This window comes from Aeromonas sp. sif2416, assembly GCF_019218665.1.
Taxonomy (GTDB): Bacteria; Pseudomonadota; Gammaproteobacteria; order Enterobacterales; family Aeromonadaceae; genus Aeromonas; species Aeromonas encheleia.
Genome location: NZ_JAHUXC010000002.1, coordinates 617,556 through 642,854, shown reverse-complemented (window position 1 = coordinate 642,854; position 25,299 = coordinate 617,556). Strand labels below are relative to the sequence as shown.

The window sequence follows — 25,299 nt, the reverse complement described above, 5'->3', positions numbered from 1 at the left end:
GATGTCTTTGGCCAGCTCAGCAGCCAGTGCTTTGAGTTTGTCTTGGTCCATTTGCTTACCCACGAAGGTATCCTTTTGAAAAAGTTACTTATTCGTGGGCGGTTACACAATTGGATTTACAGGCTCTGATAGCTCTAAGTTGGAATGGCTTAGCACATCAACATCAAAAAGCTCGATAACTCACCGATTACAAACCCAAAAGCTGGCTACCGCCCCTGAATTACAGCCTCCAGCATGCTGCTTTTAACCCGATTGTGCGCGCTGTTGGTCATCATATCCTCCAGCTTCTTGTCTTGGATCGATGCTTAACAATGATCCCAAATCACGTTACACATCCGAAAACGCAGGATGCATGCATTACTCACATCTTGGCAGTTAGAGCCATCAACCCGATTTAACCTCGGATTCTATCTCGTTTTCCCCAAGGATGAACAGTCAAAACATAAGAGACTGCCGCACCAATGATAGGCCTCATTTGGATTCCTGGCGGTGTAGCATCAAGCCTATTTAAACTTGTCACTTCACTAAAATCCACACACTATATGTTAGTTGAAATAATAAAAAACGAAAATTTTTCAATACCTTACAATCTAGCAAATGTTGTAGTGGTATCTGTTTGGAGGCTTCATTTAACACACTTGGTTGCCCCACCTCACCATCCATCAACTACCGAGCTGCCTGCATTGACCATCACTTTCATCGTCAGGGAGTGACGCATCCTCTAAAGGGTTATGTGATTCAGTCCCGATACAGGGGTGACTGGTTAGGATCCGCATTGACTCTCCTTCCTATACACCCTCTAATTGACAGCCTGGACCCTCATAATCATGCATCTTATGAAAATTCTATTGGTCGAAGACGACAAGCTGCTCAATCACCATCTCACTACGCTGTTGACCGAGGCCCAGAATCAGGTCCACAGCACCGACAGCGCCCAGATTGCGCTGCATTATGCTCGCGACTATCCCATCGATGTGGCCATCATCGATCTCGGCCTGCCGGACATGGACGGTCTGCAACTCATCAGCCAGTTGAGGGAGCAACAGATCCCCTTCCCCATCATCGTCTTGACTGCCCGTGGCAACTGGCAGGACAAGGTAGAGGGGCTGGAGGCCGGTGCCGATGATTATCTGGTCAAACCGTTCCAGAAAGACGAGCTGCTGGCCCGTCTCAACGCCCTGGTGCGCCGCAGCGCCGGCTTCATTTCCCCCAGGGTGAAGGCGGGTGAATACGAGCTTGATCTGTCTCGCAAGGAGCTGAGCATCGCTGGGGAAGTCACTGTGCTGACCAGCTTCGAGTACCTGATCCTGGAGTACCTGATGCGCAATGCCCGCCAGGTGGTTTCCAAGCAGCAGTTGCTGGATCAGCTCTACGGCGATGGTGAAGGGGACCCGAATACCATAGAGGTCATGGTGAGCCGGCTGCGCAAGAAGCTGGATCCGGAAGGAACAGTCTCCCCCATCTCCACCATCCGGCGTCAAGGTTATATCTTTAATCTTTCATGCAGTTGAGCGCCGCATCTTGTCGCCCTCTCCGCCAATGAGCGTCCTATGTATCTGATCAGCCGATCCCTCCACATCAAGCTGATGATGAGTGCCATGCTGGTCATCGCTATCATCATGTCCTTCTCGGTCTATATCCTCTACCTCGGCCACACCGAGGAGCAGGCCCAGAAGGCCAGCACTCGCATGCAGGAGAACCTCTCCAAGCTGTTCTCCTCCAAGCAACCGGATCCCCGTGCCATCACGGATCTCGGCAACATCACCCCGGATGCCATCGACCCCAACCTCGACACCCTCATCTGCCGGGCCGATGGAGAATTGAGCTGGTCCAGCCTGCATATACCTGAAGTGATCTCGGTCAAGAAGACCATCTGTCAGGATCTGATGAAGCACCTGGGTGGGCTGGATCAGGACTACTTCTTCAAGCTCCACACCATCAAGAATGGCGAGAGCTACTTCATCTACAGTCTGCGCTTCCTGCGCAATCATGGTAAGGGACCCACCACCTACTACGTGGTAATGGTCGATTCCGCCAAACGCTATCTGGCCCAGACCCAGGCCTACCTCTATCAATGCATCCGCCAGGCGCTGCTCTCCTACTGCCTGCTCGGCGCCTTGTTGCTGCTCACCAGCTTCTGGAGCCTCTCCTCCCTGCGCACCATGGCGCGGCAGATAGACGAGATCCGGGCCGGCAAGCGGGAGGCACTCTCCAACGACTACGAACGGGAGCTGCAGCCCCTGACCGAATCGGTCAACCAACTGCTGGAAAACGAACGCCAGCAGACCCAGCGCTACCAGCATGCCCTGAACGATCTGGCTCACAGCCTGAAGACACGGTTGGCACTCATCCAGATCACGGCGCAGGAGCTCAAGCTCGGCCACGACATCCATGACAACATCAACGAACAGATCACCACCATGGATCAGATCATCCAGTACCAGCTGCGCCGCGCCGTCACCGGCCGCAAGCGCCTTGCCAGCAAGGGCACCGAGCCGGTACCACTCATCGAGAAGCTGCTGGCCAGCCTCTCCAAGGTCTATCGCCACAAGAAGCTGCAGACCAGCTTCCAGTTCGATGATGATGTCTTCTTCAGCGGCGAGCAGGGCGATCTGATGGAGCTGATGGGCAACCTGCTCGACAACGCCTGCAAGTTCGCCATCAGCGAGATCCGGGTGCAGGTGCGTCGCCAGGAGAACAACCTGCTCATCGTGGTGGAAGACGATGGCCCCGGTATCGATCCCGGCAAGTCACAGCAGATCTTCCAGCGCGGGGTACGGGCCGACAGCTCCTGTGGTCAGGGCATAGGCCTCGCGGTGGTAACCGAGATAGTGCACAGCTACGGCGGCAAGATCCGGGTGGACGAGTCACCGCTCGGCGGCGCCAGATTCCACATGACACTCCCCTGATACCGCAGGGGCCCAAGGCATGGGCTATGGATCAGTCCATGGCCCATGCCGGCCCGTCTGACCGCGAAAGCGTACCTCTCATCGAGCTGCATCAGAAGGCTCATCTGCACCGTGACATGACTCGATACCAGCGACGCTCGCACGAATGCGATCCCCAAGGTCGACTACCATCCCCCCTCTTCCGGCCTCAACAACTGCTGCTTCTGCTCACAAGGGCCAGCACCAGCCGCACCGCCCCATAACTCTCAGACCATCGATTCCCGTATCGAGCAGACCCGCCTTCTGGCCAGCAACCTCTCCAGCAATACAAGACGGGCAAAGCCGCCCTAGCCAACCGATAGCCAGCCGTACCATGGCCGAACTGGCACGGCTTGCAGGGCGGAGTGACCACTGAGTCGCTCGCACTGTGATGGCGGAGAATGACGGCTAGGCAAAGAAATTCGAGGCGAACAGGCATAAAAAAACCGGCCGCGAGGGCCGGTGAAACAGTTCAGGCTTGTCAGGTGACAAACGCACCCAGCGGGTGAGAGCTGGTTTCAATTCCTTATGAAGACCCGCCCTCTTGAGTACGTGGGATCACTCTACACCAGGGTCACTGAATCAAGGCTGAACCATGGTGAAATCGTTTTCTTGGCCTGTTTCAGAGCCGGATCCCGAGGGACTGACGCAGATAGGCACCAGCGCCGAGCAGACCCGGCCCCTCGTGGGTGATGAGGAAAACAGGGATATCTTTCAGATAGGGTTTGAAGCGTCCTTTATCTTCGAATGACACTCTGAAACCGGAGCCGAGGAAGAACTCCTGGAAGCGGGGCACTATGCCACCGGCGATATAGACGCCGCCGAAGGTGCCCAGATTGAGCGCCAGATTGCCGGCAAAGCGCCCCATCAGCACGCAGAACAGGCTCAGGGTGCGGCGACAGTCGAGGCAGGAGCCCGCCAGCGCCCGCTCGGTGATGTCTTTGGGCAGCAGCGCCTCGGGCTCACGGCCATCGGACTTCACCAGGCCGCGGTAGATGTTGACGAGGCCGGGACCGGAGAGCAGCCGCTCGGCCGAGACGTGGCCTAGCTCGGCGCGCATCACCTGTAGCACCGCATCCTCTTCCTCGCTGTTGGCGGCGAAATCCACATGACCGCCCTCCCCCGGCAGGCTGAGCCACTGCTCGCCGGCCTGTACCAGGTGCGCGACTCCCAGGCCTGTGCCTGCGCCATAGATGGCGATGGGCTTGCCGGCCACCGGTGCCGCCCCCCCCAGCTGGATGCGATCGGCCTCCGTCAGCACGGGCACCGCCATGGAGACGGCGGTAAAGTCGTTGATCACCTGCAGCCGGGTCAGGCCGAGATTGGCCTGCATCTCGCTGATGGAGAACTCCCAGCTGTGGTTGGTCATGGCGACCCAGTCGCCGTTGATCGGGCAGGCAATGGCGATACAGGCCTGGCTCACTTGTACCTGATGCTCATCCAGATAGAGGCGCACCACGGCCTCCAGACTGGGATGAGCCAGGCCGGAATAGGTCTTTGCCTGGGAAATGACACCGGTTGCCAGCTCACAGAGGGCCAGCCGGGCGTTGGTGCCGCCGACGTCGCCGACCAGCGCATGGGTATGCTGCATAACAAACTCCTTCGTTACCGACTCGGGGCGGCCCTTACCGTCCCGACATTGTTATTTGGCTGCGATTCTACCCGAGCCCTCCCCCGGGCGGCGCCTTTGATGAATGCATCTGTGCACTCGCTCACAGTGTTGTTGCTTTGCAACATTTGTAAGCGTTTTCAGGGGCTGAATGAAAGTTTGTAACCCAAAATACGAAATAATTAGACATGAGTCATACTTTACAGGGCCGAGATTAGTTTCGGTAAGAGCTTGTCTTGTATAGTCATCGGGTCGATAGGAAAGCTGCTTGACCGTGAATTTAGTGCATAGACACTGAAGTTAAATTACAAAAATGCCTGGTGGTAATGATGAATACCCTCGATAAGATCACTAACAACTTAGAAAGTTTCAGTAAATCAGAGCGTAAGGTAGCGGAGGTGATCCTGGCATCGCCCCAGACCGCCATCCACTCCAGTATTGCCACCCTGGCCAAGATGGCTGATGTCAGTGAGCCGACCGTCAACCGCTTCTGTCGTCGCCTCGATACCAAGGGTTTCCCCGATTTCAAACTGCACCTGGCCCAGAGCCTGGCCAACGGCACGCCTTATGTGAATCGCCATGTCGAGGCGGAAGACGGTCCCGATACCTACACCGCCAAGATCTTCGAGTCCACCATGGCCTGCCTCGATGCCGCCAAGAACAGCCTGGACATCTCCGCCATCAATCGCTGCGTCGATATCCTGACCCAGTCCAAGAAGATCAGCTTCTTCGGCCTCGGTGCCTCCTCGGCCGTGGCGCGGGATGCCCAGAACAAGTTCTTCCGCTTCAACATCCCGGTGGTGAGCTTCGAGGACATCGTCATGATGCGCATGAGCTGCATTAACAGCAGCGAAGGGGATGTGGTGGTGCTGATCTCCCACACCGGCCGCACCAAGGCGCTGGTGGAGATCGCGGCCCTGGCCCGTGAAAACGACGCCACCGTGATCGGCATGACCGCCAAGGATTCCCCGCTGGCACGCGAGTGCAATCTGGTGCTCTCCATGGATGTACCGGAAGATACCGACGTCTACATGCCGATGGCCTCCCGCATCGCCCAGCTGGCGTTGGTAGATGTATTGGCGACCGGTTTTACCCTGCGCCGTGGCATGAAATTTCGCGAAAACCTGAAGAAAGTCAAAGAAGGTTTGCGCGAATCCCGCTTCGATACCCCGCACAATTCCTGAAGGTTCGGGGGCCCGTCCCCCGGCTGTCTATGCCATCCAGCTTGGTGTAGTATTGTAATTTAATAACATAAGGCCACTCAGATGGCCTGCAAGCGGGCGCCATGCCATGTGCTTGACGGGGCAGTATTTCAAGTCATATCAACTTCACATTGGAGTCTTTCATGCCAAGACGTACAAAGATTGTAACCACACTCGGTCCGGCGACCGATCGCGACGGCATCCTCGAGGGGATCATCCGCGCCGGTGCCGACATGGTGCGGATGAATTTCTCTCACGGCACTCCTGAAGATCATATCCTGCGCGCCACCCAGGTGCGTGAAATCGCCGCCAAGCTCGGCCGTCATGTCGCCATCATGGGCGATCTGCAAGGCCCCAAGATCCGCGTCTCTACCTTCAAGGATGGCAAGATCTACCTGGCCATCGGTGACAAGTTCGTGCTCGATGCCGCACTCGGCAAGGGCGAAGGCTGCCAGGAGCAGGTCGGCATCGACTACAAGAGCCTGCCAAACGACGTGGTCCCAGGCGACATCCTGTTGCTGGATGACGGCCGGGTACAGCTGAGAGTCGAACAGGTCGAAGGCACCCGCATTCACACCGCGGTGACCGTGGCCGGCCCCCTCTCCAACAACAAGGGCATCAACAAGAAAGGCGGCGGTCTCTCCGCCCCGGCCCTGACCGAGAAGGACAAGGAAGACATCAAGACCGCGGCCCGCATGAACGTGGATTACCTGGCCGTCTCCTTCCCCCGTAACGGCGACGACCTGCGCTACGCCCGCGAACTGGCCCGCGAGGCCGGCTCCAACGCCAAGATAGTGGCCAAAGTCGAGCGCGCCGAAACCGTCGCCACCGACGAGGCGATGGAAGACATCATCCTCGGCTCCGACGCCGTCATGGTGGCCCGTGGCGATCTCGGCGTCGAGATCGGCGATCCCGAACTGGTGGGCGTGCAGAAGAAGCTGATCCGTCACTCCCGTCGCCTGAACCGGGTGGTGATCACCGCGACCCAGATGATGGAGTCCATGATCAACGCCCCGCTGCCGACCCGTGCCGAGGTCATGGACGTGGCCAACGCCGTGCTGGACGGCACCGATGCGGTCATGCTCTCAGCCGAGACCGCCGCCGGTCAGTTCCCCATCGAGACGGTGACCTCCATGGCCAGCGTCTGCGTGGGCGCCGAGAAGCACCCGAGCCTGAACGTCTCCAACCACCGCATGAGCTACACCTTCACCTCGGTAGAAGAGGCCGTGGCCATGTCCACCATGTATGCCGCCAACCACCTGGAAGGGGTCAAGGCGATCGTGGCACTGACCGAGTCCGGCACCACACCGCTGCTGATGTCCCGCATCAGCTCCGGCCTGCCGATCTTCGCCATGTCTCCCCACAACAAGACCCTGGCCTGGACCAACCTCTACCGTGGCGTCACGCCCGTGCTGTTTGACGGCGACGAGAGCAAGCCGGTCTATGAGGTGTGCCGCGAGGCGCTGGATGCCCTCAAGGCCAAGGGCTTGGTCCAGAGCGGCGACATGGTGCTGCTGACTCACGGTGACAAGATGGAAACCGTGGGCAGTACCAACACCTGCAAGGTGATGATGGTCGAGTAACTCGCCCGTCAACAAAAACGGCTCCCGCGGGAGCCGTTTTTCATGGGGCCATGGCCGGATCAGCCGCGAAACAGCTCCACCTTGTCGCCGTCCTGCAGGCTGCCGGCGCCGCGCACCACCACCCTGTCCCCCTGCTTGAGCGCACCGCTCACCGCCACCTGCTGACTGTCGCCAAACAGCACAGTCACCGGCACCCGGTTCACCTTCAACTCCTCGCCGCTCTGCTCCACCCGATAGACCACGCTGCCCTCGGTGTTGAGCACCAGCGCATCCCGTGGCAGCAACATGGTCTGCTGCTGCCCGAGCGGCAACGCCACCCGCACCGGCGAGCCGATGATGAACTGACCCGGCTCGGGCTTGAGGCGCAGCTCGATGAGGCGGGACTTGGGATCCGCGCTCGCCGCGCGCTGATAGTAGACCGCATGGCTGCTGAGCTGATCGCCCTCGACCCGCAGCCGGGCCTGGGCTGGCAGCTGCCCGGCCCAGATGATGGGCGCCCGCAGCCGGATGTCCGGTTGATCCGGGTTGACCAGCTCCAGCGCCCGCTCGCCCGCATCCACGTGTTCCCCCGGCTGGATGAAGTGATCGTTCACCACCCCATCGAACGGGGCGAAGATGTGGGTCCTGCGCAGTTGCTCCTCGATCTGGCGCACCTGCACCCGGGCCAGCCGCTCGGCCAGCTCGGCCTGCTCCACGTCATAGCGCGCCTTGTCATGCTGGCTGAGGGAGGCGTTGTTCTGCTGGCGCAGCCGATCCAGGCGCTGGAACTCGGCGCGGGCGTAGCGCACATTGCTGTCCCACTTGGCCTGCTCGGCCTGGGACTGCTCCAATGAGAGCCGCAGCGCCGCACTGTCGAGCCGCAGCAACTCATCCCCCGCCTTGACCCGGCTGCCAAACTCGGCGATCCACTCCACCCGCCCGCTCACCTCGGCGCTCAGCGCCGCCTGCTGACGGCTCGCCACGGTGCCGCTGACCCAGATGCTGGCGGACGCGTCCCCCTGGGTCACATCCGCCAGGGTCACCATCTTGGCCTGGCTCGGCAGGCTCAACCCCAGCACGCCGACCAGCATCATCCTTGTCATCACTCGTTTCATATGAGCTCCTTGCTCAGGCCCGCTGCCGGAGGGCGTGCGGCACGTCGACCTGCTCACCCAGCCGCAGGAAGGCGGGTAACAGGATCAGGGTAAACAGGGTGCTGCAACTCATGCCGCCGACGATGACGGTGGCCAGCCCCCGATAGATCTCGCTGCCCTCGCTCGGGCTCAGCATCAGCGGCAACATGCCGAAGATACTGGTCAGGCTGGTCATGGCGATGGGCCGCATCCGGCTCTGCAGCGCATCAGCCACCGCCGACTGACGACTCATGCCCTCCCTCTCGGCCATCCGGGTCTGATGTACCAGCAGGATGGCGTTGTTGACCACCAGCCCCAGCAGGATAACGAAGCCGATGATGGTCAAGAGATCCATCGGCAAGGGCACCAGCAGGCCGCTAAGGTGCAGCGCCAGCACGCCGCCGACGGTGGCGAGCGGCAGGGTCAGCAGCACCAGGATGGCATCCTTGAGGGAGGCGAAGACCCCCCACAGCAGGATCAGCAGTATCATGATGGCGAACAGGAAGATGCCGCCGAGGTTGTCCAGCGCCTGCTGCAGGCTGTCGGCGTTGCCCGCGACCTGCAGCTCACCCCCCGCCGGCAACAGCGGCCGGATGGCGGCGAAGCTCTTGGTCTGCAGGGTGTCGAGCACCTGCTCCATGCTCATGCCGGCCGGTGGCTCTATCAACAGCTGGATGCTGCGCCGGCCATCGGCCCGGAAGATGCTGGCCGGCCCCAGGCTGTGCTCCACCCGCAGCAGCTCGCCGAGCGGCACTATGCGACCGGACGGGGTGGCCAGCGGCACGGCCTTGAGCTCATCCGGGTTGGCCGAGCTCTGCCCCATCAGCAGGATGTCGAGCCGGTCCTCGCCGTCGAAATACTCGCCGACCCGCAGGCCATCGCCGAAGGTCTGGATGATGGTCGGCATGGGGGTACGATCCCAGCCCACCTCGGCGAGGCGCCGATCCTGCGGCACCAGCCGCAGCTCGGGGGCGGTGAAGTCGAGCCCGGGCTCCGGCCTGATCTGGGCCCCCGGCAAGTCACGCTGCACTATGGCCATGCTCTCGCGGGCCGCCTGGTAGAGCTCGGGCAGGGTCCCGCCCTGGATCAGCAGGGAGATGCTGTTCTCGCTACCGAAGCCACCAAACAGCGAGCCCTGGCCACCGAACGCCTTGGTATCCGGGATATTGACCAGCAAGTCGTCCATCAGCAGGCGCTCCAGCTCCTTGATCCTGGCCTCATCCCTGGGGCGCACCCCGATCTGGGCGCCGCCCGGATAGCGCAAGATGTAGTAGTTCTTGAGGGCCGGCTCCTGCTCTCCCTTCATGTAGGGCGCCAGCCGGGCTATCAGGGTGTCGATCACCTCCTCGCGCTGGGCCTTGAGATTGACGCCCGGGGTGAAGGTCATCCACACATCGATGGCATCCCGCTTCACGTCCGGCAGATAGTTCATCTTGGGCAGCAGCAGCCAGCTCGCCAGCACGGGCCCACTCATCATCAGGGTGATGATGAGCCAGCGTCTGGGGGCCGTGTTGGTCCAGCGGATCACCCGCTGGGTGGTACGCCGCCACAAACCATCGTAGGGATCGAGCAGCCGCTCGCGCCCCATCCAGCGCGCCGCCACCGCTGGCAATACGGTCACCGCCACCAGCATGGAGACGGTCACGGCGCAGGCGATGGTGAGGGCGAGATCCGCAAACAGTTGCCCCTCCACGTCGTTGAGCAGCAGCACCGGCAGGAAGATGGCGACCGTGGTCAGGGTCGAGGCCACCAGCGCGGTCCACACCTGCTGGGTACCCGCCAGCGCTGCCTCGGCCTTGCTCAGATCCCCCCGCTCATGGCGCCGATAGATGCTCTCCAGCACCACTATGGCCGCATCCAGCACCATGCCGACCGCGAAGGCGATGCCCGCCAGCGAGATGATGTTGAGGGTCCTGTCCAGCATCTTGAGCAGACAGAAGGTGAGCATGATGCTGATGGGGATGGCGAGCGCTATCATCAGGGTCGCCTTCAGCTGGCGCAGGAAGAGCCAGAGGATGGCGCAGGAGAGCAGCACGCCGAGCCCCAGGTTGGCGGTCACCATGCCCACCGCCCGGTTGATGTAGAGGGAGGCATCGAACGACTGCTCCATGTGCAGCCCGACCGGCTCCAGCACGTCGCGATTGAGCTCGCCGACCTTGGCCTTGATCCCCTCCAGCGCCGCCAGCGCATTGGCCCCGCTCTCCTTGAAGATCTGCGCCGCGATGGCGGTGTTGCCATTCTGGATGCGCAGCACCGGGTTTTCCTCCCGGGCCAGCCGGATCTCGGCCACATCCCGCAGGTAGATGGGCAGGCCGTCGCGCCAGTCCACCACCTTGTCACCCAGGGTTGCCACGTCATAGCGACCGGCGAAGCGCAGCTTGTACTCCCAGCGCCCGATGTCGAGGGTGCCGGCCGACACATCCCAGCCGGTGCTGGCCCGGCTGGCGAGCACTGGGATCTCCACCCCCAGCTCGGCGGCGCGATAGGGGTCGAAGCGGATCTGGATCTGGCGCTCGTTGATCCCCTCCACCTCCACGGTCGACACCCCGGGGATCCGCTCCAGCTCGGGCTTGACCCGCGCCTCGATCAGCGCCTGATGATCATCGATCTCCCCCTTGGCCCCCGGCAGCTGCTGGATGAAGAAGAAGGTGAGGGTGTCGTTGCTGCTGTAGTTGTTGACGTAGGGGCCATCGATGCGGTCCGGCAGGCCGGAGACCCGGTTCAGGCGCGAGATGACGTCGAGCTGGGCCCGCTGCATGTCGGTGCCGAGCGCAAATGCCATGTTGATCTCGGTGAAGCCGGGGTAGCTGTTGCTGCCGAGGCTCATCAGCCCCTGCACCCCCTGCATCTCCTGCTCGATGGGGTCGGTTATCTCAGACTCCATCTCCTGGGGCGAGGCCGAGCGCCAGCTCACCGAGATGTTGAGGTGGGGACGTTCGATGTCGGGGAACAGCTGGACCGGCAGCCCCCGGATGCTGAGCAGGCCCAGCAAGAAAATCAGCACGACCGAGACCGCCACCCAGATGGGGCGTTCGATCGCCGTTTTGGCGAGGTTCATTCACTCTTCCTGAGTTGTTGTTATCGGCCATTCCGCTGGCCTGGCTTCCTGCCCCAAGGGTGGGGGCCACTGCATTAAACTGGAATTAATCGATATTGTAAATGCTTGGTTAACAAACGAAAAAACCGGCCACTTGGGCCGGTTTTTGGTTCGGGTTCAGACTCAGGCGGCGTGCACCACCGGGGCCGGTTGAGACAGTCCTTCCAGCTCGCCCGGGGCGAAGTTGTCAACCTGGATGGCCTCGTAGCGCAGGGCGTCGGCGGCCAGCAGCTTGTCGGCCTCCTCCTGGCTCAGGATGGACTGGGACAGGGCGGCAGCCACCAGCTCCGGCAGCGCCATCTTGCGTGGCAACCTGCCCTCTTTCTGGGCCTGCACCAGCTTCTTCTCGATGGGTTGTACCGATACCATGGCCAGGAAGGCACGCTCCATCTGACCGACCGGATCCGACTCCTCCTTGCCCACATAGCAGAGCGCGGTCAGACGGTCGCGGAACTCACCCGGCTTCATCATGGCCGAGCAGATGGCGTGGCAACGATCGTCGGCCGGCATCTGGTAACCGACGCCGAACGGGAACACCACCCGCTTGAGCACGGCCCCCACCACCTTGTTCGGGAAGTTCTGGAAGAAGCCCTCGAACGCCTTGCCGATCAGATAGAGGTTGCGCTCCACCGCATACTGCACGAACGGCAGATCCGAGACCATGCGGCCCTGATCCTCGTAGTGCTTGAGGGTGGAAGAGGCCAGATAGAGGTGGCTCAGCACGTCACCCAGGCGGGCGGAGATCATCTCCTTGCGCTTGAGATCGCCCCCCAGCATCAGCATGGAGACGTCGGCGCAGAGCGCCAGCCCTTTACTCATGCGGGACAGCTGCTTGTAGTAGCGGGCGGTCTCGCCCCCCACCGGGGCGCCGTTGAACTGGCCCAGGGTCAGCCCCTGGAACAGGGCGCCGAAGAAGTTGCCGGCACCGAACGCCACGTGCTTCATCAGCAGGCCGTCGAACTTCTCGAGGCCGCGCTCCACGTCGGTGTCGGCCGCCGCTTCCAGCTCGGCAAACACGTAGGGATGGCAACGGGTCGCCCCCTGGCCGAAGATCATCAGGTTGCGGGTCAGGATGTTGGCCCCCTCCACCGTGATGGCCACCGGAATGCCCATGTAGGCGTAGCCGGTGTAGTTCTTCGGCCCCAGCTGGATGGCGCGACCGGCGTGGATGTCCATGGAGTCATCCATGATCTGGCGCGCCATTTCGGTCATGTGGTACTTGGAGATGGCGGTGACGATGGCCGGCGCCTGGCCCAAGTCCAGCGAGCCTGCGGTCATGCGACGGGCCCCTTCCAGCTGATAGGTCAGGCCGCCGATGCGGGCCAGCGCCTCCTGCACTCCCTCGAACTTGCCGATGGACATGCCGAACTGCTTGCGCACATAGGAGTAGGCGCTCACGGTGCGGCTGGCCATGTGACCACAGGCGGTCCCGAGCGCAGGCAGCGAGATGCCGCGGCCGGCGGAGAGGCATTCGACCAGCATGCGCCAGCCACGACCGGCGTATTCCGGGCCGCCGATGATCCAGTCGAGCGGGATGAACACGTCCTTGCCGAAGGTCGGGCCGTTCAGGAACGCCAGCCCCATGGGATAGTGGCGATCGCCGACCCGCACACCCGGGTGGCTGGTCGGGATCAGGGCACAGGTGATGCCGAGCTCTTCCTTGCCACCCAGCAGTTTTTCCGGGTCATACAGCTTGAACGCCAGCCCCAGCACGGTGGCGCGCGGCGCCAGGGTGATGTAACGCTTGTTCCAGTTCAGGCGGATGCCGAGCACTTCCTCACCCTTGTACAGCCCCTTGCAGACGATCCCCTTGTCCGGGATGGCGCCCGCATCCGAGCCCGCTTCCGGGCCGGTCAGGGCGAAACAGGGCACCTCTTTGCCATTGGCCAGCCCCGGCAGCCAGAAATCCTTCTGGGCCTGGGTGCCGTAGTGCATCAGCAGCTCGCCCGGGCCGAGGGAGTTGGGCACCATGACGGTGACCGCCACGCTCAGGCTCTTGGTGGCGATGCGGGTGACTATGGTGGAGTTGGCGATGGCGGAGAACTCACGGCCACCGTAGGATTTCGGGATGATCAGGGCGAAGAAGCCTTCCTTCTTCAGATAATCCCAGACCTGCTCCGGCAGCTCCTTGGTCTCGTTGACGATCTTGAAGTCGTCCACCATGGCGAGCAGGGTCTCGACCTGATGGTCGATGAAGGCCTGCTCCTCGGCGCTCAGCTCGGCCTTGCCGTAGCCGTGCAGCTTCTTCCAGTCGGGGTTGCCGCGGAACAGCTCGCCATCCCACCAGACGGAGCCGGCTTCCATGGCCTCCCGCTCGGTGGCCGACAGGGGCGGCAGTATCTTCTTGAAGACGCCGAACACGGGACGGGTCACCACCTTTTTACGGATGGCGGGCACGCCGAGCACAACGGCTATCGCCAGCACCAGCAGGATAAGCAATGTGATCATACTCAAGTTCCTTCTATTTCACTGTTTCCGTTGATTTATTGTTAGCTGTTACACGGCCAGGGAGAGCCTGGTCGACTCCACGGGCGCCCCGACACCGGACGCCAGGTAAGGAATAACGTTGCGCACCAGCCCTTCCACATCGAGCTGCTGACCGAAGTCGGCCTGAGCGATGTCGCGCAGGGCATCGGCGGAGGCCATGGTGAACACGACCGTGCCCAGGGTGAAGTGCAGGCGCCAGAACAGATCCGCCGGCGACAGCGCCGGATTGGCCTTGGAAATCGCCTGGGTGATCCGCTGCAGGGTCGCGCCATAGTGGGTAGTGATGAAGCGACGCAGGTGACCCTGGCTGTCGATGTAGCCACGGCCCAGCAGTTGCATGAAGATGGCGGGACCATTGGCACGCACCGCCACCAGCTTCATCAGGGGCTCGACAAAGCTCTCGAACACCTGCAGCAGGGTCAGCTGCTCCTGCGCCATCAGGGTATGCAGACGCGCATCCAGCTCCGGCATGAACAGGCTCAGATAGCGATCGAGCACCGCCTGGATCAGCTCCTTCTTGGAGCCGAAGTGGTAGTTGACCGACGCCAGGTTGACGTCGGCTTCGCTGGTGATCAGACGCAGGGAGGTATCGGCGAACCCCCGTTCGGCGAACAACACCTCGGCGGCATCGAGAATACGGTTTTTGGTATCGATTTTGCTCACTGGACACCTCACTTAAACGAATGTTTAAAAAGTACGTTTCATGCACATCCATGTCAAGAGAATGTGAACAGGCGTTAGCGAAATGTTTTAATCAAAAAAGGGAGAACAGGGCGGGAACTTAGCTGACCAACGGGACTCTATATCTATGCCACTGCAATTAAACATTAAGTCTCGCCCAACCTGCGCCATGCTCGTTGGGCCTTTTTTTATCCGACTTTTATCCGGCAAGGCACGATGGCGCCCCTTCGATGAAAAATCGGGCAAAAAAAAACCGTCGCAGGGGCGACGGTGGGGAAAAGAGAGCCAAACCATCCTGATCCGGCTCATCGATGGGTGTTCAGGCTTGCATCGATGGCTCCATCCTGACAGGCAAAGATGGTCAGACTTTGTCAGTCTCGCCGTAATTTGTGACAAAGTATGGCAGGCCACCACATGGCCCGACCCCGCTAATCTTGCTATGCTGACGCCTCATGCCAGAGGGGAGATAAGATGAAGTACCAGGTCGATACCCACACGCACACCGTCGCCAGCACCCACGCCTACAGCACCATTCATGACTACCTGCCCATCGCCAAGGCGAAGGGGATCAAGCTGTTCGCCACCACGGATCACGGCCCGGATATGGCCGACGCCCCCCACTTCTGGCACTTCGTCAACCTGCATGTGCTGCCCAGGGTGGTCGACGGGGTCGGCATCCTGCGCGGCATCGAGGCCAACATCAAGAACATCGACGGCGAGATCGACTTCCCCGAGCGCTACGAGTCGCGGCTCGACATGATCATGGCCGGTTTCCATGAGCCGGTGTTTCCCCCTTGCGATCAGGCCACCCACACCCAGGCCATGATCAACGCCATCAAGAGTGGCCGGGTCGACATGATAAGCCACCCCGGCAACCCCGCCTTCCCCATCGACATCCAGGCGGTGGTCAAGGCGGCGGCCGAATACCGGGTGGCGCTGGAGCTCAACAACTCCTCATTCATCCACTCCCGCCCCGGCAGCGAAGACAACTGCCGCGCCATCGTCGAGGCGGCGCGCGATCTGGGCGCCTATCTCACCTTTGGTTCCGACTCCCACGTGGCCTTCAGCCTGGGGGATTTTGAACACTGCCAGCGACTGGTCAACGAGGCAGGCTTCCCCGAGGAGCGGATCCTGGCACGTTCCCCTCGCGCCCTGCTCGAGTTTCTCGAGAGCCGTGGCCGCGCCCATATCCCGGAGTTTGTGGATCTCTGAAGAGCGCCTGTAACTCCATGAGCTGACACATGAAATTGATTCAGGCTCATTGACTTGCCAGGACATTTTCGGGAATCTAATGACAGGCCGGTATAGCTCAGTTGGTAGAGCAGCGCATTCGTAATGCGAAGGTCGGGGGTTCGACTCCTCTTACCGGCACCAGATACAGCAAGGCCCGCAGCGATGCGGGCCTTGTTAATTTCATGACTGGGGTTACACCGTGGTTACATTTCGGGTAAGGCAATAGCCTCATTGATCCACTACAAGCCGTCGAATTGAACCAGCAGGAAACTATCAGCGCTTGGCCCGGGACTACTCGTACCGAGTGTGGGAGGTCAGTTCCAGCAGCGTTGGTTATCCGAAATTCGGGATGGGTCGAAATGGCCGTCGTTCTTAGGGCCTCAACTGACTGGATCTTTTAATTGGCATTTGCGCTCGGATGGCCTTGAACCGGTACTGACGGCGGAAGGCCACACTCACCGGGTACATGGCCCACTACACAAACCCCACTTCCTACTCCACCCCACCGGCATCAATAAAAACCAAAATACCGTTACAGAAGAAAAGCTGGCCACATATCGTAATGGGTTTTTATATGTGCCTTAACGAACCGACAGCCCTCCGTATACCCCTCATAGTCTCCGTATTTGCAGAAACCTCGATTGCAAGAGAGCCCGTCCCTGACCCCTTCATGATGCCTTGGCAGGTAAATCATGAGCCTTCATGCCTCTTCAGCGAGCTGCAGACAGTGGAGCAAGCATGCATATTTCAAACCGGGAACAGAGCGAATTGATGTCTCATCATGGCCCATCATCGAGGGCAAGCCGATGAGTAGCTGGCACGCCAGGCTGTTTGGCCATCAAGCGCCTTGGCAAAATGACGTGCCCATCCGGGAAGAGCTGTTCGGTATCGAGCGGTTGGAACTTCATGCCATGACGTTGGCAGCGGCGCAAGCTGTCACGACCCAGCCCATTGCGGTGCAACCGCTACATCGTCGTTTGAAAGAAAATGAGAGGGTCTTGCTCACCGCCTACCGGGCCAGCGCGGCCGAGCTGGAGCAGGGGCGCGAGCTGACTCATGCGGCTGAGTGGTTCCTCGATAATTATCATCTGGTCGAAACCCAGATCCAGGAGATCCGCAGCAGTCTTCCCGCCGCTTACTACCGCCAACTGCCAAAGCTGGCGGGGGGGCCACTGGCCGGTTACCCCAGGGTCTTCGGGATTGCCTGGGCATTCGTTGCACACAACGACAGTCACTTCGACCCCGAGATCCTGAGCCGTTTCATCCAGGCTTATCAACGGGTGCAACCCCTGACCATCGGCGAGCTGTGGGCCGTCTCCATCACCCTCAGGATCGTCCTTATCGAGAACCTGCGCCGTCTCGCCGAGCAGATCACGCTCGCACGGCGCATCAGAGCCGATGCGGACGCGCTCTGTTCACGGCTCCTTGTCTCTGCCTCCGCCTTGTCCGCGCTAAACGAAAACATTGCCGCACGCGCCGACAGCCCTCTCTCTGAGCTCTTTGCCGCCCAGTTGGCCAAACAACTACGGGATCAGGATCCATTGACCACCCCTGCCCTCGGCTGGCTGGAAGAGCGACTCGCTCAGCAAGGATCCTCGGTGGAAAAGGTGGTGAGGCATGCACAACAGCGACAGGGGGCCTCTAACGTCACGGTGCGCAACATCATCACCAGCATGCGCCTCATCTCGGACATCGACTGGAGCGATCTGTTTGAGGAGATGAGCCTGGTAGACCAGCAGTTACGCACTGGCAGTGACTTTGCCAGCATGGATTTCGCCACCCGCAATCTCTATCGCTGTGCCATCGAGCAGTTGGCCCGATTTTCTCCCCATGACGAGTTGGCCGTCACGACCAGCGTCTTGGCTGCCACGGCGCAGGCTACCCATGCCCCCCCGGACGACATCCAGCGAAGAGCACAGGATCCCGGCTATCACCTGATTGCCGAAGGCCGACTCGCACTGGAAAAAACGCTGAATTTTCGCCCGCCACCAGGGCTTCGCCTGCACCGCATCCACGCCAGACTCGGCATTGTGGGCTATATCGGCATCATCGCCCTGCTGACGATCGCCTTGCTGGCTCTCACCTATGGCCTCCTCACGGGGCCAGGGCGCGACTCCCTCTGGCTCATCCCCTTCATCCTGTTCGCATGCCTGCCTGCGCAGGGGGCCGCCATCGCCTTGATCAACAGCCTCCTGGGTGGTCATCTGGTGCCAAGACCCTTACCCGCCATGGATCTCCGCCACGGCGTGCCCTCCTCGCTGCGTACCCTGGTGGTCATCCCCACCCTGTTGACCTCTCACGCCGATATGCGGGCTCAGGTCGGCCAACTGGAGGTTCATCATCTGTCAGGGATCGGGGGCGACCTCACGTTTGCGCTGCTCTGCGATGGTATGGATGCCGACCAGGAGATCATGCCCGATGACGACGCCCTGCTGGCCAACGCCCGTCAGGCCATTGCCGAGTTGAACCGCAAACATGGCCCTGGGCCTGCTGGCGATCGTTTCCTGTTGCTCCATCGTCATCGCCGGTTCAACCCCGGCGAGGGCTGCTGGATGGGATGGGAGCGCAAGCGGGGCAAGCTCCATGAACTGAACCGCTTGCTGCGCGGCGCCACCGATACCAGCTTCATGGCGCTCGATGGGCAGCCACCCACAGTCCCGGGGTCGGTGCGCTATGTGATCACGCTGGATGCGGACACCCGCCTGCCTCGGGATACCGCCAGCCGACTGATTGCCAAGATGGCTCACCCTCTCAACCGGGCTTGCCTAGATGCGGATCACCAACGCGTCACCCAGGGCTACGGCATTCTTCAGCCACGGGTGACCCCCTCGCTGCCAGTGGGGCAGGATGGATCCTATTACCAGTGGATCTACTCAGGGCCCGGTGGCATGGACCCTTACGCCGCCGCCTCCTCGGACATCTATCAAGACCTGTTTGGCGAAGGTTCTTTTACCGGGAAGGGCATCTACGACGTCGATGCCTTCGGTGCCGCCCTGGAGGCGCGCGTGCCAGAGAACAGCCACCTGAGCCATGACCTGTTCGAGGGGATCTTCGCACTGGCGGGCCTGGCAACCGATATCGAGGTCGTCGAGGAGTTCCCCTCCCGCTATGACGTCAGTGCCAAGCGCCAGCACCGCTGGACAAGAGGCGACTGGCAACTGCTGAGCTGGATCTGTCATGTTCGACGCGGGTCGGATGCCCTGCCCCTCGTCGGGCGCTGGAAGCTGTTTGATAACCTCTGCCGTTCGCTGTTGCCCCCCAGCGCCCTGTTGGCACTGCTCGTTGCCTGGCAACTGCCACTGGATACCGGCATCAGGGCGACGCTGCTGCTCCTTGCCGGGCTGGCGCTGCCGATCTTCTTGCCGCTGCTCTTCGATCTGCTTCCCCGCAGGCGGGACATTTTATGGCGCCATCACCTGGGCAAGATTGGCAACAACCTGCAACGGGCCGCCATGCAGTTGCTGCTCAGCCTGGTCTTTCTGGTCGATCAGGCCTGGCGCATGACAGATGCCATAGTGCGCACCCTGTTCCGCTTGTCTTTCTCCCATCGTCACCTGTTGGAGTGGACCACAGCGGCGCAAACTGCCGGATCACCACGCCTCGCCTGCGTGGGATTTTATCGGCTGATGGCGACGGCTGTGGTGCTGGGGATGGGCGCAAGCGCCATGACCCTGCTCAGCACCCCCACCGCCTGGCCCCTGGTGCTGCCCTTTGGCGTGCTCTGGCTGCTGGCGCCGCTGGCCGCGTACTGGACGAGTCGGCCCTTCGGTCAGGCCAAGACGCTCACTTGCAGTGTGAAGGAGGCCGTGGCACTGCGGCTGATAGCCCGCCAGACCTGGCGCTATTTCGAGACCTTCGTCACCGACCAGGACAACCAGCTGCCACCGGACAACGTGCAGGAGAGCCCCGAGCAGGTCATTGCCCATCGCACCTCTCCCACCAACATGGGGCTCTATTTGCTCGCCACCCTGGCGGCCAACGACTTCGGCTGGGCCGGGCTCGGTGCCACCCTCAAGCGACTGGAAACTACCCTGGCAGTGATGCAGCGCTTGCCTCGCTTCAAGGGCCACTTCTTCAACTGGTATGACACCCGGAGCCTGCTAACCCTGGAGCCCGCCTATGTCTCTTCGGTTGACAGTGGCAACCTGGCAGGCCATCTGCTGGTCGTCGCAACCGCCTGCGAACACTGGCAACAACAACCCGGCTACGGCGCCGCCCGACGTGGCTTGCAGGACAACTGTCTGCTGGCCGAGCAGGCCCTGCACGCCTATCTCGCCCAGCCCTACACCATACAATCCAACATGCCACAGCAAGCGATCACCGCCTATCTGGGCGAGATCCACCACCAGCTATTCGGCCAGCAGCCGATGGCGCAGCTGCTGCCCATACTCGCCAAGCTGACGGCGCAAACCGCCAGCATGGCGCACCATTTTTGCCGCAGCGGAGATCAACTCGCGGGCGCTGAACTCACCTTCTGGCTGGATGCGTTGAAGCTGGCGGTGACTGAGCATGCGGAGGATCAGCGGTCGTTCCCCCAACTTCCGCCATCATTGCGACTGCGGTTGCAGGCCATCGCCGACACGGCGCGCGCGCTGGCCATGGGGATGGACTTCGCGTTCTTGTTCAATTCACAGCGCAAGCTGCTCTCCATCGGTTACTCCCTGACCGATAACCGGCTCGATACCAGTTGCTACGACCTGCTCGCCTCCGAGGCCAGGCTAGCCAGCCTGTTTGCCATCGCCAAGGGCGATGTCGCCACCCGCCACTGGTTTCGTCTGGGCCGAGCTGTCACCCCGGTGGGACAGGCCAGCGCGCTGATCTCCTGGTCTGGCTCCATGTTCGAATACCTGATGCCCTCGCTGGTCATGCGGACCCCCATCGGCTCACAGCTGGAGCAAACCAACCGCCTGATAGTCGCGCTGCAGATCCGCTATGGCCGTACACTCGGCATTCCATGGGGCATATCCGAGTCGGCTTACAACGCCAGGGACCTGGAGTTCACCTATCAATACTCCAACTTTGGTATTCCTCGCTTGGCCCTCAAGCGTGGGCTGGCGGAAGATCGCGTGATAGCCCCCTACGCCACCGCGCTGGCGGCCATGATCAACCCCGGCGCGGCACTGAAGAATTTCGAGCGGCTGGCCACGCAGGGAGGGGCTGGGCGTTACGGCTTTTACGAGGCGCTGGACTTCACCCGGGCGCGGTTGCCCGACAATCAGCGGGTTGCCGTCGTGCAGAACTTCATGGCCCATCATCAGGGCATGACGGTGGTGGCCATTGCCAACGCGCTGCAAGAGGGACGAATGCGCACCCGCTTTCATCAAGAACCCATCATTCAAGCCTGTGAGCTGCTGTTGCAGGAGCGGATACCGCAGGACATGACCATCATCCGGACGCGTGGCGCCGAGATAAAGGCATCCCAGACCCAGAGCCGCCAGGACGTCAGCGCGGTACGGCGGTTGTTGTCCTCGGTGCACGGCGCCCCGGTGACTCACCTGCTCTCCAATGGCCGTTACTCTGTCATGCTCACCAGTGCGGGGGCGGGCTACAGCCGTTGGCGCGACATCGCCATCACCCGTTGGCAGGCGGACAGCACCCGTGACCACCTGGGCTACTTCCTGTTCCTGCACGATGTGCAAAGTGGCGAGACCTGGTCTCCTTGCTCGCAGCCCCTGGGGCGCGCCACCAACGAGGAGGAGGTCGTGTTTGCCGAGGATCGCGCCCACTTCCTCCATCGGAACGGCCGTCTGACCACCACCATGGAGGTGCTGGTGTCGGGTGAGGGGGATGGCGAGGTACGCCGTGTCTCGCTGACCAACCGTGGCCGCCATCGCCGCGATATCGAGCTCACCTCCTACGCCGAAATAGTGCTGACCACAGCGGAAGCCGATCGGGCCCATCCCGCCTTTGCCAAGCTCTTTGTGGTCACCGAATACCTGCCGGAGACAGGGGCGCTGATTGCCACCCGGCGCCCCAGATCCCCTGAGGAGGCTGAGGTGTGGGCGGCACATTTCATCACCGTCGAGGGCCCATCCGTGGGGATCCTCCAATACGAATCCGATCGCGCCCGATTTATCGGCCGTGGCCGGACCGTCGCCTCGGCGCAGGCCTTGCAGCGGGGGGCCCTGCTGTCAGATACCACGGGCACCGTGCTCGACCCCATCTTCTCGCTGCGCCAGCAGGTGCAGGTCCCGCCGGGCGGCACTACCCATGTGGTCTTCTGGACCCTGGTTGCCTCATCGCGATCGGTTCTGCTCGACCTCATCGATCAGCACCGCAACCGTCATGCCTTTGAACGCGCCAAGACGCTGGCCTGGACCCAGGCACAGGTACAACTGAACCACCTGAATATTCAGGCATCCGATGCCGCTAACTTCCAACGGCTGGCCGCCCCCTTGCTCTACGCCGACCCCCGTTTTCGCGCCACCTCAAATGCCATCCTGCAGGGCTTGGCACCGCAGTCCGTGCTCTGGCAACAGGCCATCTCGGGTGATTTGCCCATACTGCTGCTGCGTATCGACGATATCGAGGACCTGGCTCAGGTACGCGAGCTGCTGCTCGCCCATGAGTATCTGCGCATGAAGCGGCTTGCCGTCGATCTGGTGATCATCAATGAACACGCCTCCACCTATGTGCAAGATCTGCAAAACAGCATCGAGACCGCCGTGCGCAGCAGCCAGTCTCGGCCACGCTTCCATGCCGAACTGGCACAAGGGTCTGTGTACACGGTGCGAACCGATCTGATGAGTCCCGAGGTACGCGATCTGTTGTTCGCGGCGGCGCGTGTCGTGCTGACGGCGCGCCGTGGATCGCTGCAACAGCAGCTGGCCCGCCTGCCCGACTCTCCGCCGTTCCCGCCACCCGGGCCTGTCGTCAGACCACGGCACGCCGTGCCATTCAAGCATCCACATCATCCAGAGCTGGAGTTTTTCAATGGGCTGGGCGGCTTTGCCAAAGAGGGTCGCGAGTACGTCACCTTGCTCACCGAAGAGCAGATGACCCCGGCGCCCTGGATCAATGTGGTGGCCAATCCCCACTTTGGTTTCCAGGCCTCCGCCGAAGGCAGCGGTTACACCTGGAGCGACAACAGCAAAGAGAACCAACTGACGGCCTGGTCCAATGATCCCGTGACGGATCCCGGCGGGGAAGTCATTTACCTGCGCGATGAAGATACGCTTGAGCTATGGAGCGTCACCGCCCAGCCCATTCGCGATGGTGGCAGCTATATCGCTCGTCATGGGTTTGGTTATTGCCGCTTCGAACATCAGGCCCATGGGATCCACAGCGAACTGCTGCAATATGTCCCCGTCGCGGATCCCGTCAAGATTTCTCGCCTGACGTTGCACAACCTCACCCGAGCCCCACGCCGACTAACGGTCACCGGTTATGTGGAATGGATTTTAGGCGCATCCCGCACCCTGACCGCCCCCTATATCACCACCCGGATGGATGCCCAGACCGGTGCCATGCTGGCACACAATCCCTGGAGTACCGCTTTCCCCAATCAGGTCGCATTCTTCGATCTCGGCGGCCAGCAAACCAGCTGGACCGCCGATCGCAGGGAGTTTCTCGGCAACCACGGACAGCTGTCTGCCCCCGCCGCGCTGACAAGGCGCCACCGGCTATCTTGCCGAACGGGTGCGGGAATGGATCCCTGCGCCGCCTTGCAGACCGAGATCCTGCTTGCGCCGGGTCAGCGCCTGGAGCTTGTCATCCTGCTCGGCGAAGGGCGCTCGGCTGAGCAGGCCAGTGCCCTTGTCACCCGCTATCGTCAGGATCTCGATGTTGTGCAAGACGAGGTGGCCAGCCAATGGCAGGCACTGCTTGGGGCCATCCAGGTCAAGACCCCTGACAGAGCCATGGATATCATGCTCAATGGCTGGCTGTTGTATCAGACACTCGCTTGCCGAGTCTGGGCTCGCTCGGCGTTTTATCAGGCCGGGGGGGCCTATGGTTTTCGCGATCAACTGCAAGATGGAATGGCGCTCAGCTTTGCCCAGCCCCAGGCCACCAGACAACATTTGCTGCGTGCCGCGGCGCGCCAGTTTATTGAAGGTGATGTCCAGCACTGGTGGCTGCCCCATTCCGGACAAGGGGTGCGCACCCGGATCTCTGATGACAGGATTTGGTTAGCCTTCGCGACGGCCACCTACATTCTAGACACGGCCGATGACGCCATTCTCGATGAGATCATTCCGTTTCTGGAAGGCCCGCAACTGGGCCTGAACGAACAGGATGCCTTCTTCCTGCCAGCCATCTCCGACGAATCGGCCTCCCTGTTTGAACATTGCGCTCGCGGACTGGATCAAGCCATAGAGCTGACGGGCAGCAATGGCCTGCCCCCCATCGGCTCGGGGGACTGGAACGATGGCATGAATCTGGTCGGCAGCGAAGGCAAGGGAGAGAGTGTCTGGCTGGGCTGGTTGCTGCTGCGCACCATCATGCTGTTCGCCCCCTTGGCCCGCTCCCGTCAAGACCCGCGCGCCGAGCGCTGGGAGGCCCATGCCCAGCGGGTGGGGGTCGCGTTGGAACGCAAAGCCTGGGATGGCGCCTGGTATCGTCGGGCGACCTTCGATGACGGCACCTGGCTGGGCTCAAAAGATAGCCCTGAGTGCCAGATAGACTCTATCGCCCAGTCCTGGGCCATCCTGTCGGGTGTTGCCGATCCCACCCGTGCCATGACGGCGATGCAATCCCTGGAGAAATACCTGATCCGCTACGATGAGGCGCTGGCGCTGCTCTTTAGCCCTCCCTTCGATAAGCTGACTCAAAACCCGGGCTATATTCGCGGCTATCCGCCTGGATTGCGCGAAAATGGTGGCCAATACACCCATGCCGCGACCTGGGCCATCCTTGCCTTTTCAAGGCTCGGTGAGTGCAACAAGGCTCATAACCTGTTCGCACTGCTCAACCCCATCAATCATGCCCAGAATGCCGCTGACGTTGAACGCTACAAGGTTGAACCCTATGTCATGGCGGCAGATATCTACTCTGTCGCGCCGCACATTGGTCGTGGTGGCTGGACCTGGTACACGGGAGCGGCAGGCTGGATGTATCAGGCCGGCATTGAGGGCATATTGGGGATACATCGTGAGGGGCATTTTTTACGTATCGATCCTCACTTGCCCAGACATTGGCCAGGATTTAGCGCCGAGATAACGATGGACGCCACCCGCTACAGCATAGAGGTAGACATAGGGGAGCCGTCGGAGAGACAAACCAGCATCATTCGACTGGATGGGGTCGCGCTCCCCCCAAGTGACGCACCTTTACGAGTACCACTGGATGGTGGCCACCATCAGCTTCACATCACGATGCCATGCCATGCCCCTTAGCGCGAGGCTGTGGACACTGGCTCACCGTTGTAA

The 25,299-nt window shown here is 61.2% G+C and carries 11 protein-coding genes and 1 tRNA gene; 7 read left to right on the top strand and 5 right to left on the bottom strand.

The features are described from left to right. Positions 1-836: 836 nt before the first annotated feature. Both KW821_RS06295 and KW821_RS06290 read left to right on the top strand, forming a co-directional pair. Positions 837-1,511 carry a response regulator transcription factor gene (locus KW821_RS06295; protein WP_042654933.1) on the top strand — a complete coding sequence of 225 codons (675 nt, stop codon included), beginning with the start codon at positions 837-839 and terminating at the stop codon, positions 1,509-1,511. Positions 1,512-1,550: 39 nt separating this feature from the next. Further along, on the top strand, positions 1,551-2,909 hold the full coding sequence (locus KW821_RS06290; protein WP_218290806.1) for an ATP-binding protein: 1,359 nt from the start codon (positions 1,551-1,553) through the stop codon (positions 2,907-2,909). A 640-nt stretch (positions 2,910-3,549) separates the two neighbouring features. On the opposite strand, the gene glk is transcribed toward KW821_RS06290, so the two are convergent. After that, positions 3,550-4,518: a glucokinase gene (gene glk / locus KW821_RS06285; RefSeq protein ID WP_218290805.1), complete on the bottom strand. Its 969-nt coding sequence runs from the start codon at positions 4,516-4,518 to the stop codon at positions 3,550-3,552. 344 nt (positions 4,519-4,862) lie between these two features. On the opposite strand from glk, the gene KW821_RS06280 reads away from it, so the two are divergent. Further along, positions 4,863-5,720, top strand: coding sequence for a MurR/RpiR family transcriptional regulator (locus KW821_RS06280; protein ID WP_042654936.1), 858 nt, complete (start codon positions 4,863-4,865; stop codon positions 5,718-5,720). Between the two features lie 161 nt (positions 5,721-5,881). Continuing rightward, positions 5,882-7,321 (top strand): pyruvate kinase, encoded by a 1,440-nt coding sequence (pyk, locus tag KW821_RS06275; protein WP_042654937.1) that lies wholly within the window; start codon positions 5,882-5,884, stop codon positions 7,319-7,321. A gap of 59 nt (positions 7,322-7,380) precedes the next feature. Here pyk and KW821_RS06270 read toward each other — a convergent pair whose 3' ends face one another. The 4 genes from KW821_RS06270 to KW821_RS06255 all read right to left on the bottom strand — a co-directional run bounded on the left by KW821_RS06270 (position 7,381) and on the right by KW821_RS06255 (position 14,680). Further along, a complete protein-coding gene (locus KW821_RS06270) occupies positions 7,381-8,415 on the bottom strand; it encodes an efflux RND transporter periplasmic adaptor subunit (protein WP_218290804.1) in 1,035 nt (344 codons plus the stop codon). 13 nt (positions 8,416-8,428) lie between these two features. After that, positions 8,429-11,491, bottom strand: coding sequence for an efflux RND transporter permease subunit (locus tag KW821_RS06265; RefSeq protein ID WP_218290803.1), 3,063 nt, complete (start codon positions 11,489-11,491; stop codon positions 8,429-8,431). 162 nt (positions 11,492-11,653) lie between these two features. Beyond that, entirely contained in the window at positions 11,654-13,978 is a 2,325-nt protein-coding gene (locus tag KW821_RS06260) for an acyl-CoA dehydrogenase (protein WP_033129884.1), read from the bottom strand. Between the two features lie 48 nt (positions 13,979-14,026). Next, positions 14,027-14,680 carry a TetR/AcrR family transcriptional regulator gene (locus tag KW821_RS06255; RefSeq protein ID WP_033129885.1) on the bottom strand — a complete coding sequence of 218 codons (654 nt, stop codon included), beginning with the start codon at positions 14,678-14,680 and terminating at the stop codon, positions 14,027-14,029. Positions 14,681-15,169: 489 nt separating this feature from the next. On the opposite strand from KW821_RS06255, the gene KW821_RS06250 reads away from it, so the two are divergent. From KW821_RS06250 to KW821_RS06240, 3 genes are all read left to right on the top strand, one after another. Continuing rightward, positions 15,170-15,910: a phosphatase gene (locus KW821_RS06250; RefSeq protein WP_218290802.1), complete on the top strand. Its 741-nt coding sequence runs from the start codon at positions 15,170-15,172 to the stop codon at positions 15,908-15,910. A gap of 86 nt (positions 15,911-15,996) precedes the next feature. Continuing rightward, positions 15,997-16,072, top strand: a tRNA-Thr gene (locus KW821_RS06245). A 665-nt stretch (positions 16,073-16,737) separates the two neighbouring features. Beyond that, positions 16,738-25,266: a GH36-type glycosyl hydrolase domain-containing protein gene (locus tag KW821_RS06240; protein ID WP_218290801.1), complete on the top strand. Its 8,529-nt coding sequence runs from the start codon at positions 16,738-16,740 to the stop codon at positions 25,264-25,266. The last annotated feature ends 33 nt before the right edge of the window (positions 25,267-25,299 follow it).